The 14034-nt window shown below is 57.0% G+C and carries 15 protein-coding genes; 5 read left to right on the top strand and 10 right to left on the bottom strand.

Annotated features, from left to right (window positions below; genetic code table 11):
* Position 1 precedes the first annotated feature (1 nt).
* From fdhD to ACQE3E_RS18060, 4 genes are read right to left on the bottom strand one after another with little or no spacing between them, the layout of a single operon-like run.
* Positions 2-841, bottom strand: a complete 840-nt coding sequence (gene fdhD, locus ACQE3E_RS18075) for a formate dehydrogenase accessory sulfurtransferase FdhD (RefSeq protein ID WP_071160430.1) — start codon at positions 839-841, stop codon at positions 2-4.
* A 13-nt stretch (positions 842-854) separates the two neighbouring features.
* Positions 855-3704: a formate dehydrogenase subunit alpha gene (gene fdhF / locus ACQE3E_RS18070; RefSeq protein ID WP_313730838.1), complete on the bottom strand. Its 2850-nt coding sequence runs from the start codon at positions 3702-3704 to the stop codon at positions 855-857.
* Positions 3705-3725: 21 nt separating this feature from the next.
* A complete protein-coding gene (locus tag ACQE3E_RS18065) occupies positions 3726-5264 on the bottom strand; it encodes a formate dehydrogenase beta subunit (protein ID WP_313730840.1) in 1539 nt (512 codons plus the stop codon).
* On the bottom strand, positions 5264-5740 hold the full coding sequence (locus ACQE3E_RS18060; RefSeq protein WP_071160425.1) for a formate dehydrogenase subunit gamma: 477 nt from the start codon (positions 5738-5740) through the stop codon (positions 5264-5266). The genes ACQE3E_RS18065 and ACQE3E_RS18060 overlap by 1 nt, the downstream gene beginning before the upstream one ends.
* A 240-nt stretch (positions 5741-5980) precedes the next feature.
* Here ACQE3E_RS18060 and ACQE3E_RS18055 point away from each other — a divergent pair, with 240 nt between their 5' ends.
* On the top strand, positions 5981-6166 hold the full coding sequence (locus tag ACQE3E_RS18055) for a (2Fe-2S)-binding protein (RefSeq protein WP_064029286.1): 186 nt from the start codon (positions 5981-5983) through the stop codon (positions 6164-6166).
* A gap of 73 nt (positions 6167-6239) precedes the next feature.
* Here ACQE3E_RS18055 and ACQE3E_RS18050 read toward each other — a convergent pair whose 3' ends face one another.
* From ACQE3E_RS18050 to ACQE3E_RS18030, 5 genes are read right to left on the bottom strand one after another with little or no spacing between them, the layout of a single operon-like run.
* Complete coding sequence (locus ACQE3E_RS18050; RefSeq protein WP_313730841.1) at positions 6240-7187, bottom strand: peptidylprolyl isomerase; 948 nt, start codon at positions 7185-7187, stop codon at positions 6240-6242.
* Position 7188: 1 nt separating this feature from the next.
* Positions 7189-7464 carry a BolA family protein gene (locus ACQE3E_RS18045; RefSeq protein ID WP_064029290.1) on the bottom strand — a complete coding sequence of 92 codons (276 nt, stop codon included), beginning with the start codon at positions 7462-7464 and terminating at the stop codon, positions 7189-7191.
* Positions 7461-7763, bottom strand: coding sequence for a YciI family protein (locus ACQE3E_RS18040; RefSeq protein WP_313730842.1), 303 nt, complete (start codon positions 7761-7763; stop codon positions 7461-7463). Before ACQE3E_RS18040 ends, ACQE3E_RS18045 begins: the two co-directional genes overlap by 4 nt.
* Positions 7763-8305: a septation protein A gene (locus tag ACQE3E_RS18035; RefSeq protein ID WP_064029296.1), complete on the bottom strand. Its 543-nt coding sequence runs from the start codon at positions 8303-8305 to the stop codon at positions 7763-7765. The genes ACQE3E_RS18040 and ACQE3E_RS18035 overlap by 1 nt, the downstream gene beginning before the upstream one ends.
* Positions 8306-8333: 28 nt before the next feature.
* Entirely contained in the window at positions 8334-8525 is a 192-nt protein-coding gene (locus ACQE3E_RS18030) for a hypothetical protein (RefSeq protein WP_281021201.1), read from the bottom strand.
* 240 nt (positions 8526-8765) lie between these two features.
* Between ACQE3E_RS18030 and ACQE3E_RS18025 the strand changes: the two genes are divergently transcribed.
* From ACQE3E_RS18025 to ACQE3E_RS18010, 4 genes are all read left to right on the top strand, one after another.
* A complete protein-coding gene (locus tag ACQE3E_RS18025) occupies positions 8766-9071 on the top strand; it encodes a DUF1244 domain-containing protein (protein WP_064029563.1) in 306 nt (101 codons plus the stop codon).
* Complete coding sequence (locus ACQE3E_RS18020) at positions 9068-9799, top strand: class I SAM-dependent methyltransferase (protein ID WP_313730843.1); 732 nt, start codon at positions 9068-9070, stop codon at positions 9797-9799. The genes ACQE3E_RS18025 and ACQE3E_RS18020 overlap by 4 nt, the downstream gene beginning before the upstream one ends.
* A gap of 61 nt (positions 9800-9860) precedes the next feature.
* Complete coding sequence (locus ACQE3E_RS18015) at positions 9861-11597, top strand: SPOR domain-containing protein (protein WP_313730844.1); 1737 nt, start codon at positions 9861-9863, stop codon at positions 11595-11597.
* Positions 11598-11602: 5 nt separating this feature from the next.
* A complete protein-coding gene (locus ACQE3E_RS18010) occupies positions 11603-12514 on the top strand; it encodes a 5'-nucleotidase (protein WP_064029304.1) in 912 nt (303 codons plus the stop codon).
* On the opposite strand, the gene ACQE3E_RS18005 is transcribed toward ACQE3E_RS18010, so the two are convergent.
* Entirely contained in the window at positions 12492-13994 is a 1503-nt protein-coding gene (locus ACQE3E_RS18005; RefSeq protein WP_313730845.1) for a hypothetical protein, read from the bottom strand. The genes ACQE3E_RS18010 and ACQE3E_RS18005 overlap by 23 nt on opposite strands.
* Positions 13995-14034 lie beyond the last annotated feature (40 nt).

Genomic DNA, 14034 nt, shown 5'->3' with positions numbered 1-14034 from the left:
GTTATGCGGCAGATTCTTGATAATGTTGTAAACGAAAGGGGTGGGTATAAATCGTGTGGTTTTCGTTGCGGGTGAAGCCGACCAAGGTCAGGCCGCATTCGTCCGCCAGCCGTATCGCCAGCGCGGTCGGTGCCGAGATGGCCGCCAGTAGCGAGATGCCAACGCTGGCGGCCTTTTGGACCATTTCGTAGCTGGCGCGACTGGTTACCAATAGCCAGCCGGCAGAGAAGTCGCAACCGGTTCTGGCAAGCGCGCCGATCAGTTTGTCCAGGGCGTTGTGGCGGCCAACATCTTCCCTCACCATCGCGATGCCGCGTTCCGGCTCCAGCCAGGCGGCGGCATGTACCGCGCCGGTCAGCAAATTCAGCGCTTGCTGCTGCTGCATCGCTTCGAAAGCCCGGCTGAGCAGCGCGGCGTCCAATATTGAACCATCGCCGACCCGGCGGGCCGGGCGGATGGCTTGTTCCAGCGTGGTTGCGCCGCACAGGCCGCAACCGGTGCGGCCGGTCATGTTCTTGCCCTTGCCGTGCAGATTGTCGAAGCGTGCCTCAGGGATCTGCATACGGACTTCGACGCCTTTGGCGCGCTGCACTACTTTGACCGAAAGCAGTTCGGCTGGGTGGCGGATGATGTCTTCCGTCAGGCTGAAGCCGAGACCGAAGTCTTCCAGATTTAGCGGCGTGGTGAGCATGACAACGTGAGGGATCGTGTTGTAGACCAGCACTACCGGTACTTCCTCGGCCACGTAGTCTTGCTTTCGGCTATGGATGGGGCCGCGCCAGCTATCGAACGTGCCGGTTCGATAGCTGGTCCAGCCCAGTTCCTCTGGGACCGGGTCCATGTTGCCTCGGTTTTTAGCCGGCGCCGATGCGGTTGTCCAGCAGCGATTGCTGGTCGTCGGAGAAGGCGCGGTATTCACGTTGCCAATCGGACGGTTGAGCGACCTTCGCGACGTGTACCGCCGTCACTTTGTATTCGGGGCAGTTGGTCGCCCAGTCCGAGTTGTCGGTGGTGATGACGTTGGCACCGGAATGCGGGAAGTGGAAGGTGGTATAGACCACGCCCGGTTGCATTCGGTCGGTAATCAGCGCCCTCAACACGGTTTCGCCGGTGCGGCTCTTGACGCCGACCCAGTCGCCGTCGGCCACGCCCAGGACTTCGGCGTCGTGAGGATGGATTTCCAATTTGTCTTCGGCGTGCCAAGCGATGTTGTCGGTGCGGCGAGTCTGCGCGCCGACGTTGTATTGCGACAGAATACGGCCGGTGGTCAGGATTAGCGGGTATTTGCTGCTGGTGCGTTCCGCGGTCGGAATGTATTCCGTCAACAGGAAACGGCCCTTGCCGCGCACGAAATGGTCGGCATGCATGATTGGCGTGCCGTCCGGGGATTCGTCGTTGCACGGCCACTGGATGCTGCCCATCTCGTCGATTTTCTCGTAGCTGACGCCGGCGAATTGTGGGGTCAGGCTGGCGATTTCAGCCATGATTTCCGACGGGTGACTGTAATTCATCGGAAAGCCCAGCGCATTGGCCAAGTCTTGGGTAACTTGCCAATCTTCCTTGCCGCCCAGCGGTGTCATCACCCGGCGTACCGGCGAGATGCGCCGCTCGGCGTTGGTGAAGGTGCCGTTTTTCTCCAGGAACGAAGAACCGGGCAGGAATACGTGGGCGAACTTGGCGGTTTCGTTTAAGAAGATGTCTTGCACCACGATGCATTCCATTTCCCGCAAGGCATGATGGACGTGGTTGATATCGGGATCGGATTGCGCGATGTCCTCGCCTTGTACGTATAGGCCCTTGAAGCTGCCTTCGATCGCGGCGGCGAACATGTTGGGAATGCGTAGGCCTGGCTCGGAGGCCAATGTCACACCCCAAGCCGCTTCGAATTGGGTGCGAGTAGCGCTATCGGAGACGTGACGGTAACCGACAAATTCGTGCGGGAACGAACCCATGTCGCATGAACCTTGCACGTTGTTTTGACCGCGTAACGGGTTGACGCCGACACCTTCGCGGCCGATGTTGCCGGTGGCCATCGCCAGGTTGGCGATGCCGATCACGGTTGTCGAACCTTGGCTGTGTTCGGTGACGCCCAAACCGTAATAGATCGCGCCGTTACCGCCGGTGGCATACAGGCGAGCGGCGCCGCGCATCGCTTCGGCGGGGACGCCGGTCAGTTCTGCGACGGCTTCCGGCGAATTTTGCGGCAGTGCCACAAAGGTTTTCCATTTGTTGAACGACTCGACGTCGCAGCGTTCCAGCGCGAATTGTTCGTTGACCAGACCTTCGGTAACGATGACGTGGGCTAGCGCTGTGACGACGGCGACGTTAGTGCCTGGGCGCAGTTTCAGATGGTAGTCGGCTTTGACGTGCGGACTATTGCGCACCAGATCGATGCCGCGCGGGTCGACGACGATCAGTTTGGCGCCTTGACGCAGTCGGCGTTTCATCAGCGAACCGAACACCGGGTGGCCGTCGGTCGGGTTAGCGCCGATAACCAGGATGACGTCGGATTGCATGACCGAGTCGAAAGTCTGGGTGCCGGACGATTCGCCGAAGGTGGTTTTCAGGCCGTAACCGGTCGGTGAATGGCAGACCCTGGCGCAAGTATCGACGTTGTTGTTGCCGAAGCCGGCACGGATCAGTTTTTGCACCAGATAGGTTTCTTCGTTGGTGCAACGCGACGAGGTGATACCGCCGATCGAATCCTTGCCGTATTTGGCTTGCAATTGCTTGAAGCGATCGGCCGCGAATTGAATGGCTTCTTCCCAACTGACGACGCGCCAAGGATCGCTGATTTTGTCGCGTACCATCGGTGTCGTGATGCGGTCTTTATGGGTGGCGTAGCCAAAAGCAAAGCGGCCCTTGACGCAGGAATGACCATGGTTGGCCTGGCCGTTTTTGTCGGGAACCATCCTTACCAGTTGCTCGCCTTTCATTTCGGCTTTGAACGAGCAGCCGACACCGCAGTAAGCGCACGTGGTAATGGCGCTGTGCTCTGGCTGGCCGTGGTCGATCACCGCCTTTTCCATCAAGGTCGCGGTCGGGCAGGCTTGTACGCAGGCGCCGCAAGACACGCACTCGGATTCCATGAACGCTTGGTCTTGGCCCGGCGAAACGTGAGACTCGAAACCGCGGCCATCTATCGTCAATGCGAAAGTACCTTGCACTTCTTCGCAGGCGCGGACGCAACGCGAGCAGACGATGCATTTGGAGGGGTCGAAAGAGAAATAGGGGTTGCTGTTGTCTTTTTCCGCTTTCAGGTGGTTTTCACCTTCGAAACCGTAACGGACCTCGCGCAAGCCGACTTCGCCAACCGTGTCCTGCAATTCGCAATTGCCGTTGGCGGAGCAAGTCAAGCAATCCAATGGGTGGTCGGAAATATAGAGTTCGGCGATGCCCTTGCGCAGTTTGGCGAGCTTTTCGTTTTGGGTAACGACTTTCATGCCTTCGCCGACCGGTGTCGTACAGGAGGCCGGGTAGCCGCGCGCGCCTTCGATTTGTACCAAGCACATCCGGCAGGAGCCGAACGGGTCGAGGTGGTCGGTGGCGCACAGCTTGGGTATGCTGATGCCGGCTTCGGCGGCGGCGCGCATGACCGAGGTACCGGCGTTGACGGTCACCTTATGGCCGTCGATTTCCAGGTTGACGGTTTGTTGGGACGCGCTGGCCGGCGTTCCGTAATCGATTTCGTTGTTGAGTGACATAAGCTACCTCCGGGGGATCGGTTAGGCTTTGGTGGCTTGGAGGCCAAAGTCTTCAGGGAAATGATTCAGCGCGCTCAACACCGGGTAGGGTGTCATGCCGCCCATGGCGCACAAGGAACCGCACGTCATCGTGTCGCACAAATCGCGCAGCAGTTCGGTGTTCTTGGCTTTGTCGACGTTATCGAGGATACGGTCGATGACTTCGACGCCGCGAGTAGAGCCGATCCTGCATGGCGTACATTTGCCACAGGATTCTTCGACACAGAATTCCATCGCATAGCGGGCCATGTCGGCCAGACTGGTGGTGTCGTCGTGTACCACGATGCCGCCGTGGCCCAAAACCGCGCCGATCGCGGCGAAGGCTTCGTAATCGAGTGGAGTATCGAACTGGCTTTCCGGCATATAGGCACCCAACGGACCACCGACTTGCACGGCCCGGATCGGCCGGCCGCTGGCGGAGCCGCCGCCGTAGTCGTACAGCAATTCTCGCAATGTGACGCCGAATGCGGCTTCGAACAGGCCTCCGTGCTTGATGTTACCGGCCAATTGAATCGGCAAGGTACCGCGCGAACGGCCCATGCCGTAATTTTTGTAATATTCGCCGCCTTTATCCAAAATGACCGGAATCGAGGCCAGCGAAATCACGTTGTTGACGATAGTGGGTTTGCCGAATAGGCCGACGATGGCCGGTAGCGGCGGCTTGAAGCGGACCAGGCCGCGTTTGCCTTCCAGACTTTCCAGCAGCGATGTCTCTTCGCCGCATACATAAGCGCCGGCGCCGCTACGGACTTCCAGATGGAAGGTCTTGCCGCTGCCTTGAATGTTTTCGCCGAGGTAGCCGTTTTCATAGGCGGCAGCGATAGCTTGGTTCAGGGCAATTTTGGCGTGGGGGTATTCGATGCGCAGATAGATGTAGCCTTGTGTGGCGCCGACGGCCAAGCCGGCAATCGTCATACCCTCGATCAACACGAAGGGGTCGCCTTCCATGATCATTCGGTCGGAAAAGGTGCCGGAGTCGCCTTCGTCGGCGTTGCAGACGATGTATTTTTGTTCGGCAGGGGCGTTTAACACGGTATTCCACTTAATGCCGGTCGGGAATGCGGCGCCGCCCCGGCCGCGCAGGCCGGATTCGGTAACTTGTTTAACGATGTCGGCAGGTTGCAGCGCCAGCGCGTTTTTCAAGCCGCGGTAACCGTCGTGGGCCAGATAATCGTCCAAGCTGACGGGATCGGTGATACCGACGCGGGCGAAGGTCAGGCGGTTCTGGTTTTTAAAATAGGGAAGGGCTTCTATATCGCCCAGATATAAGGGGTGTTGATTGCCTTCCAAGAGGCCGGATGCTAGCAGGGAGGCGACATCTTCCGGTTGTACTGGGCCATAGGCTACACGGCCGGCGTCGGTTTCGACCTCGATTAGCGGTTCCAACCAGAACAAGCCACGTGAACCGTTGCGGATGATTTCAATGTTTTGGCCGGCGGTATGCCGTTGCAGGGTCTGAGCGACAAGTTCAGCGCCCAATGACAGCGCTGTGGAGTCGCGGGAGATAAACAGGCGGGTCATTATTCGGTACCTTTAAAAGTGGCTAGCAACTGATCGAATTTTTCCGGCGACACTCGGCCGAACACTTCGTTATCTATGGTGATAGCGGGGGAGCACGCGCAATTTCCCAGGCAGTAAACCGGTTCTAGCGAAAACATTCCGTCAGCGGATGTCTCGTGAAAATCGATGTTCAGCGTTTGTTTTGCGTGGGTTTCCAGAGTTTTACTGTTCATGGACTGGCAGGACTCGGCGCGGCAGATGCGTATCGTATGCTTGCCCGGCGGGGTAACCCGGAAGTAATGGTAAAAACTAACGACCCCGTGAACTTCCGCCTTGGAAAGGTTGAGTGCCTTGGCGATATCCGGCACTGCGTCGGGCGGAATGTAACCCAAGGTGTCTTGAATACCATGCAGTATCGGCAACAGATTCCCCGGCATCTCTCGATGAGCGTCCAGTATCTTCAACACTGTGGGTTGTTGGGTTTGATAGTCTTGCATCACTGGCCCTGTAGTTAATGACAAAATAATTAGCACGCTATTTAAACATGAACGAAGCGAAGTTTGCAATTGGTTGTCATGCCTCAAAGCCGCGAATTTCCTCAACTTGGGGTGGCAATCGTCTGTTCGACCCGGTCCGGAATTTTTAGTTCTGATCGATTCAAAATCGAATTTTAGCGCTTTACTTCCAAATGATAATTGTTATCATTACATGCAGATTGTATTTGCCGAGAGGATTCCATGTACATTTGTGTTTGTAAAGCGGTCACGGATAGGCAGGTAGAGCAAGCTTTGAACGAAGGTGTATGCAGTCGTAAGCAGATTATGCAATGCACCGGAGCGGGTGGGGTTTGCGGTAAATGCACCGCCAGTATAAAAGCCTTGATCGACGAAAATTTGCGCAATCAACCGGCGCAAGCCGCTTAGGCTATAGAGGAACGGGTCGGCTAACGCCGGAGGGTTGAAGGCACAGGGCTGGTTAGCCCTGTGCAATAGCGGACTATTTTGCTGCGGGGGCCGTTTCAGAAGGTTGGCCTTCCGCCGGTTTGTCGGCCGTTGGCGCCGGTGCTGGGTCGGTGGGCTCAGCTGCTTGAGGTGCTTCCGGTTGTTTTGCCGGTTCCGGCGGCAACATGATTTCGACCTTCGCACTTTTCCGCAGGTTTTCAATCATGGCCTGGGCTTTTTGGCGCTGCAGCATCGGCCGCAACTGTTCCTTGACGGCGTCGAACGGCGGCGGAGTAACTGCTCTGGAGTCTTCGCGGAATATCACGTGCCAACCGAATTGAGTCTGAACCGGTTGTTTAGTGTATTTGCCGTTTTCCAGCGCGACTACGGCTTCGGAGAATGGCGGCACCATGCGGTCGGCGGTAAACCAGCCTAAATCACCGCCTTCGGAACCCATTGGGTCGATAGAGTTTTTCTTGGCCAGCTCCGCAAAGTTGCCGCCTTTATCCAATTCGGCGATCAATTTTTTCGCCTCGTCTTCGGTTTTTACCAAAATGTGGCTGGCTTTGTACTCGTTGCCGGCATTGGCCATTTTGGAGTCGTATTCTGCCTTGATTTCTTCGTCCGAGACCGGATTGGATTTCAAATAGTCCTGTAACGCTGCTTGCGAAAGCAAGGAGTTACGGATCGTGGCTAGGCGCTCCATCACTTCGGGACTTTTATCGAGTTGCTTTTGCACGGCCAATTGAATCAGCAATTCGCGTTGAATCAACTCTTCCAATAGTTGCTCTTTTGGGAAGGACTGGCCTTGGCTACGCTCGGAGATTTCTTTTTCCAGGGTCTCCAAGGTTTTTTTGCCGATGTAGGTGCCGTTGACCGACGCGACGGCGTCTTCTTTACTGACGGTCGGCGCGGCCGGCGCTGCTTCCTGAGCCTTCTCTTGGGTGCAGCCGTAGAGCAGAGCGGTACCGGCCAGGATCAGCGGGATGAGTTTTAATTTCATATCAAGAATTTCCTTTGCTGTTTTCGGTAGGGGTTAAGGCATTGATGCCGAGGGCGTGAATTTCGTCTTTCATCATGTCGCCCAGCGCTTGATAAACCAACTGATGCCGCTGGACCAACGATTTGCCGTCGAACGCGGTGCTCACTAGCGTAACGTAGAAATGCCCTCCGCCCTGATTGCCGGCATGCCCGGCGTGGGCGGCGCTTTGATCGATGATTTCGATTAAGTCGGGCTGAAAGGTGGCTTCGAGTTTTTGGCGAATGTTGTCGGTGGTCATTGGGGAAATACTTGTTTAAAAGGTTTGACGGTAACGCTGGCGTATACGCCAGCGGAAAAATACGGATCGGCATCGGCCCAGGTCCGGGCGCTGTCGAGATCGGCGAATTCCGCGACAATCAGGCTACCGCTGAAGCCGGCGTCTCCCGGATTGTCGCTGTCGATGGCCGGGTGAGGGCCGGCCAAGACCAAGCGCCCTTCGTCCTGCAAGTTTTGCAGTCTCTCCAAATGGGCCGGTCTGGCGGCCAAGCGCTTAGGCAAACTGCCCGGACGGTCTTCGGCGATAATCGCGTAAAGCATTATTTTTTGGTCTCCGGCGCAGGTACGTGCTTATACAAAAAGGCCATTTGCACGACGATGAAAACCACCATTAGGCCGGGTACGCCGAAGGTTTTGAAGCTGACCCAGTCGTCGGTGCTGTAATGCGCCATCACGTAAAGATTCAAAAAGCCGACGCCGATAAAAAACAAGGACCAGCTTAGATTCAACCGTTTCCAGATACGCGTCGGTAACTCAAGGTTGGCGCCCATCATGCGTTCGATAAAGGTTTTGTTGCCGATAAATTGGCTGACCAAAAACGCACCGCCGAATAGCCACTCGATAATCGTCAATTTCCATTTGATGAATTGTTCGTCTTGCAAGTACAGGGTGGCGCCACCCATCACCAGAATCAATCCTAATGTGATCCAGTGCATCGTTTCCACCTTGCGATAGAGTAGCCAATAGGCCGCGACTTGTACGATTGTCGCAACTATCACTACCGCCGTGGCCACATAAATATCGTAAAGCTTGTAAGCCACAAAAAATAAGACGATAGGAAAGAACTCTAAAACGGGCTTCATACGTAGGTCGGTAGTGAAAAAGAAACGGTTAGGCGTATAAATCGATTCCGGTTACCAGTTCGGCGACGCGTTGGCGATTCGATTGGTTAATGGTCTGACTATAGGCATTCAAGGCTTTTCGGGCTTTAGGATCCGCGATCACGTCTTGTTCATCGATCTTACCGAGCGGATTCTTAGTCAAAACCGAGTCGATCGTTGCCGGCTCGGATGGTTTTGTCACGAATGCGAGCGGCTTGCCCGTATTGCTTTCCAACGTTGCCCGCGACCGATTTTGCTCCGCATTGCCCGGCGACGGCTTCTGGTAGCCGGTCGGATAAAATGCCAGAGATGAACTGTGTATCGTGTTCACGGAGCGATGCAGGGGCCAAATCGACGGAAGCGCATTGTAGATTCTTTAGCCCCAATTGTACATGAGGCGGCTGGTATTGCTGGTAAAATGCGGCTTTTACGGGAGGAATTCATGGCAAACGACATTCACATAGAGCTGGAAGCCGCCGCGTTCCGGCAATTGCTCGAGCATCTGCAAACCCATACCGAAGTTCAGAATATCGAACTGATGTTGCTGGCCGATTTTTGCCGTAATTGTCTCGCGAAATGGTATGCAGCCGCCGCCGCCGAACGCGGCGCGAATGTGGATTACGAACAGGCAAGGGAAATCGTGTACGGCATGCCCTATCGGGAATGGAAGGAGAAATTTCAGATCGAGGCCACGCCGGAGCAGTTGGCGGCCTACGATGCCAAGTTGAAATTAAAGGTGGCGCCATGACGGCCGATACGCCTTTCGACGCGATGTTTTCCGGCGTAATTGGCCGAGAATATCAAATGCTGAAGCTGATTTGCCCGTTCGCGGCCGAAATGAGCCGGTTGGTCGGTGCCGAAGTCGGCACATACTGTCGCACGCGGGATACGCTGGCGCAAGTTGTCGAATTGGGCGGCGGTACCGGCATTACCACGTTATCGATCTTGACGGCCGCCGACAATTTGACGGTATTTAGCGTGGACAACGAACCGACGATGCAAGCGCAAGCCCGCGAAAGCTTGAGTCACTGGGCCGACCTGGGCCGCTTGGCGTTTTGTGGCGACGACGCCTTGACCGCATTGCGCGGGTTGGCGACGGCCAGCGTCGATGTCGTGGCATCGGCATATACCTTGCATAATTTTCAATGCGATTACCGTCGCGATGTATTGGCGGAAATTTACCGGGTTCTGAAACACGATGGCCGATTCGTTTGCGGCGACCGTTACGCCTTGGACGACATTCCGGCGCATACCCGCAATACCCAGCGCGAGGTGGCCGGATATTTCGAGACCTTGACCGGCATCAGCCGCCTGGATTTGCTGGAACACTGGATCATTCACCTGTTCAGCGACGAATCCGAGGATCACATCATGCGCGAAGGCTTGGCGCTCAGGCAGATGGCCGAAATCGGGTTTCGCGAACTGACGTTGACGCATCGCCTGGACGTCAATGCGCTGGTCACCGCCGTCAAATGAATCGGCGTGACCGGCCGCGGCGGCGCGGGCGTTGAACCTCTGAATACGGAGAAAAACCGAAATGGCCGAGCCGACGACTAAAAAGCCCAAGAAAACCCTGGATGCGTTTGCCGACGATTTGGACGCGATGCTCAATATCGGCGAATCCGCTTCCGAGCAGGTCGGTTTGATCGACGACGACGAAGCGATCGATCGCTTGTTGGTCGATCACGAAGTGGTGGCCGACTCGGCTGCGGCGGAACGCGACGAATTTGCCGACATCGACGCCTTGCTGGCGGCCGAGCAAGCTCAGCCGGATCTGGATCTCGCCGCCGCAAAGTTGGGCGACGAGTTCGACGCGGCCATCGACATCAATCCCAAGCACGAACAAATGCTGGACGACGAATTCGCCGATTTGGTCGATGTCGGGGTTGAGGCCAAGTTGGAAGAATTGGAACTGGATGTCGAGCCGTTTCCGGAACCGGATGTCGCCGACCGGGCTATCGCGGCCATCGACGACGAATTCGAAGTCGGCGAAACGCCTGAATTAGTGGCAAGTGACGAACGGGACGAATTGGACGCCATGCGAGAGATCGACGAGTTTTCGGACACTGGAGCACCGGCTGGCAACGCCGAATTTTTGACGGCCGATTTCGACATTTCGGCGGACGACGAGTATGTCAAACCCATCGAAGCCGAACCGGAATCTGCGCCTATTGTTATCGACGAGTTTGGTGACGACGATGTCGCCGATCTGGCGGCAGGGTTCGCGTTGGGCTCGGCGAGTGCCGAGGACGCCCCGCTCGCCGAACCGTCGGGCGATGACGACGAATTCGAGTCGCAGACCGCCGCCCAAGCACCGCCGGCCGATTCGATACCCGTGCCTCCCTCGCCTGAGCCGGTCCCGGTGGTTGCCCCGGCGCCGGTAATCCAAATGGTGGATCACAGTGCCGAAATCGCGGCGCTGACCCACCAAATCGATGAATTAAAACGCCACCAGCGCCAGATCAAGGCGGATATTCTGGAAAAGGCTGAAAAAGCCCAATTGGCGACGTGCCTGGAAACTGTCGACGGTTTGCAGACCGAGCAGAAGAAAACCAAGCGCGGCTTGGACTCGGTCGCGCACAAAAAACCGGTCGCGGCCTACGTCGCCAACGGCGTGGCGGCATTGGCGCTACTACTGGGTACCGGTTTGGGCATACAGGGCATGATCGCCAAGTCGCAAGTCGGCGAGTTGGTGACGATCATCGGCAAATTGCAGGAGCAAGTCGTTAATGCCCCGGCCGCCAATGCCGCCGACCAGGAAATGCTGCGCAAGCAGTTGGACGAATTATCGGTCGGAAATGGCGTGTTGGCAGCCCAGATCGCGGAACTGAAAAAAGCCCAGGGCGGTGGTGGAGGGCAGGCGGTCGGTGGCGATGTCGGCAAGCAGCTGGCCGAACTGGGCAATCGCGACATGCAAATCGGCGCCGCGATCGAAGCCTTGCAGTCTAAAGTCGGCGCGTTGGAAAAAGCTCGCCCGCTCGCCGCCGCGACGCCGACGGTCAAGCCCGAGAAGAAAAAGCCGGAACCTGTTCCGGAAAATTGGGCGGTCAATTTGACCGCATTCAAGCAGGATTGGTATGCCAAGCGTAAAGCCGAGGAATTCGCCGGCAAGGGCGTTCCGGCCAAGGTCGCGAAAAGCGAGGCCAAGGGCGAAACCTGGTACCGGCTGAGCGTTGACGGCTTCCCCAGCCAATACGAGGCGGCCGCCTATGCCGCCAAGGTCAAGAAAACCTTGAATCTGGACGCGGTTAGCGTGTTCAAGGTCAAGGATTGAGCGGCATGCCGGCTGAAAAACCCAACCAAAAACTGGTTGTCGCGGTATCGTCTCGCGCCTTGTTCGATCTCGACGAGTCGCATCGGATTTTCGAAACCCAAGGCAAGGAAGCTTTTTGCCGCTATCAGATCGAACACGAGAACGAAATTCTCGAGCCGGGTTTCGGATTCGCGTTGGTTAAAAAGTTTCTCGATCTGAACCTGGCTTTCCCGGACGAACCGCTGGTGGAAATTATCTTGCTGTCGCAAAACAGCGCCGATACCGGGTTGCGGATATTTAACAGCATCGCCCATCATCAACTCAACATCACCCGGGCCGCCTTCACCAGCGGCGTCTCCCCATACGCCTATATTCCGGCGTTCGGCGCTCATTTGTTTTTATCCGCGAATGGCGACGACGTGCGCAAGGCGCTGGATGCCGGTTGTCCGGCGGCGACCATCGTATCCGGGGCGGCCAGCAATCCGACCTCGCAATTGCGGATCGCGTTCGACGGCGACGCGGTCTTGTTTTCCGACGATTCGGAGCGCATCTACCAGCAACACGGCTTGGCGGCATTCGCGGCCAACGAACGTAACGAAGCCCATACGCCGCTACCGGGCGGGCCGCTCAAAGCGTTTTTAAGCGCCCTGCACCGGATACAGACCCATTTCGGTCCGGAAACCGCGCCGATCCGCACCGCGCTGGTGACCGCGCGGGCCGCGCCCGCCCACGAACGGGTGGTGCGGACCTTGCGCGCCTGGGAAATTCGGATAGACGAGGCCTTGTTCCTCGGCGGAATGCCCAAGGGGGCGTTTTTGAAAGCCTTCGGCGCCGATATTTTCTTCGACGACCAAAAAGGCCATTGCGACTCGGCGGTGCTGCATCAGGTGGCCGCCGCTCACGTCCCCAACGGGATTACGAACCGACCCGAATCTTGAAACGGTTAAACCACGGATTGTGCTCCACGCAGGCTAGCAGTGTCACGGATTTGAAATGAGCCAGCGCGATGTCTGTTTGGGTGCCGTATTTGCCGGGCGGCAGGATGATTTCCGCAGACGCGCCTTCGGCGTCGATCAATAAAGCGCATTGCTGTCTGCCCAGTGGGTTGTCGATCGCGTAAGGTTCGATTTTTCCGGGTATCGGCTCAAGCAGTAACAAGCTGGCATCCTCGAAAAGCGTTTGTTGGCGGATGATCACCAATTTGGCGGCGAGTTGCTCGCGATACAGTAAGGCGATATCGCCGTTGCCGAAGCTGCCGGTCGTGCTTTCCGCCACCAGGAATTGCTTGCTGGTCGAACGCAGCAGGCGAACTTCGAAGCTGTCCAGATGGCCGGCGCCGTTCGACTTCGGCGATTGGTTGAAAAAGCTTTTCTCGTGTTCCAGCGGCATCAGCGTCATATTGTGCAATGTGGCACGGCTGCCATGATTTTGCTCGCTTAAGCGCATGATTTTGGAGAGCCGGTCTTCGCCCTGCAGATAGCCGCTCACCGCGGCGAAACCGGTCAATAGCCGGGCGGGCTGAGCGGGGCCGATGGTGAGCGACGAAAAGATCTGGTCGTAGCCCAATAAATGCTGAGCCAAGCGATTGCGGGTGGCGACCGCCATGTCGACGCTGATTTCGCCTTGTTGCAAGGCTCGCCCCAAGCGCTGGGTGGAGATCGCCAGCGAGTCCTTGGGCAACGCCCATTTCGGATGCCTGCGCGGTTTGGGTTCGCTGTCGGTCAATTCCCAATAAAAGTCGAAATCGCCGACATCGTGGCGGTTGAATTGCAGTAAATGCTGAGTCTGTCCGGCAAATTGGAACAGCTGATCAATTTCGGTTTCGGAGTAACGGTTGGGAGCGCAAAGTGTGAATAGCAGATTGCGTTTGAATACGGCGTCCAGTGTGCCGGCGTTTTTAAAATCAGCGACTTTGACGGAAATTGCTTGATTCAGCCAGCGTTGTTTTTCGGCGAGCACATACAATTGCGCGGATTTTTTCCACAAACTTGCCGACGGTGCTTCGTAAAAGCGGGCGCCGGTTCGCAGGCAAAACCCGGCCAATTGCAGCGCATAAAACATCGCCACCCGGCCGTGTTCCGCATCGTTGCTCAAACCGGAGGCGAGCCGGGCAAAAGCCAGGCTGGCGTGGCGCAACAGTTGTATCGCCAGTTTGGCGGCCTTGCAGGATTTGGCGTTCGCCGGCCATTCGGCGCGGGCAAAAACCGCCAAGCCTTGCGCCAGATGCAGTGTGGGCGGGACCATACCGATCATGGTTGCCAGCGGGTTGTCGCCGCTTAGCGGCGAAGTACTCAAGGTCTTCCAGGCTTGGTTGAGGCGATTCGCCGCGTTAGCGGGCGGCAGCGAACTGAGCGATTGCAACCAGGCGGTTGCCGATTCGGATTCGAGCGGAAACGGCAGCGAAGTTTGGGTGGGCATGAATCGGCCGACGGAGCTATGACGAAATATTTCCAAGTTT

The organism is Methylomonas sp. MED-D (assembly GCF_050276835.1).
In the GTDB taxonomy this organism is placed as follows: Bacteria; Pseudomonadota; Gammaproteobacteria; order Methylococcales; family Methylomonadaceae; genus Methylomonas; species Methylomonas koyamae_A.
The sequence above is the reverse complement of the archived record's forward strand: the minus strand, read 5'-3'. Positions and strand labels throughout refer to the sequence as shown.

Coding starts and splice junctions, on each gene's coding strand:
- fdhD (WP_071160430.1), bottom strand. CDS start 841: ATGGACCCGGTCCCAGAGGAACTGGGCTGGACCAGCTATCGAACCGGC.
- fdhF (WP_313730838.1), bottom strand. CDS start 3,704: ATGTCACTCAACAACGAAATCGATTACGGAACGCCGGCCAGCGCGTCC.
- ACQE3E_RS18065 (WP_313730840.1), bottom strand. CDS start 5,264: ATGACCCGCCTGTTTATCTCCCGCGACTCCACAGCGCTGTCATTGGGC.
- ACQE3E_RS18060 (WP_071160425.1), bottom strand. CDS start 5,740: ATGCAAGACTATCAAACCCAACAACCCACAGTGTTGAAGATACTGGAC.
- ACQE3E_RS18055 (WP_064029286.1), top strand. CDS start 5,981: ATGTACATTTGTGTTTGTAAAGCGGTCACGGATAGGCAGGTAGAGCAA.
- ACQE3E_RS18050 (WP_313730841.1), bottom strand. CDS start 7,187: ATGAAATTAAAACTCATCCCGCTGATCCTGGCCGGTACCGCTCTGCTC.
- ACQE3E_RS18045 (WP_064029290.1), bottom strand. CDS start 7,464: ATGACCACCGACAACATTCGCCAAAAACTCGAAGCCACCTTTCAGCCC.
- ACQE3E_RS18040 (WP_313730842.1), bottom strand. CDS start 7,763: ATGCTTTACGCGATTATCGCCGAAGACCGTCCGGGCAGTTTGCCTAAG.
- ACQE3E_RS18035 (WP_064029296.1), bottom strand. CDS start 8,305: ATGAAGCCCGTTTTAGAGTTCTTTCCTATCGTCTTATTTTTTGTGGCT.
- ACQE3E_RS18025 (WP_064029563.1), top strand. CDS start 8,766: ATGGCAAACGACATTCACATAGAGCTGGAAGCCGCCGCGTTCCGGCAA.
- ACQE3E_RS18020 (WP_313730843.1), top strand. CDS start 9,068: ATGACGGCCGATACGCCTTTCGACGCGATGTTTTCCGGCGTAATTGGC.
- ACQE3E_RS18015 (WP_313730844.1), top strand. CDS start 9,861: ATGGCCGAGCCGACGACTAAAAAGCCCAAGAAAACCCTGGATGCGTTT.
- ACQE3E_RS18010 (WP_064029304.1), top strand. CDS start 11,603: ATGCCGGCTGAAAAACCCAACCAAAAACTGGTTGTCGCGGTATCGTCT.
- ACQE3E_RS18005 (WP_313730845.1), bottom strand. CDS start 13,994: ATGCCCACCCAAACTTCGCTGCCGTTTCCGCTCGAATCCGAATCGGCA.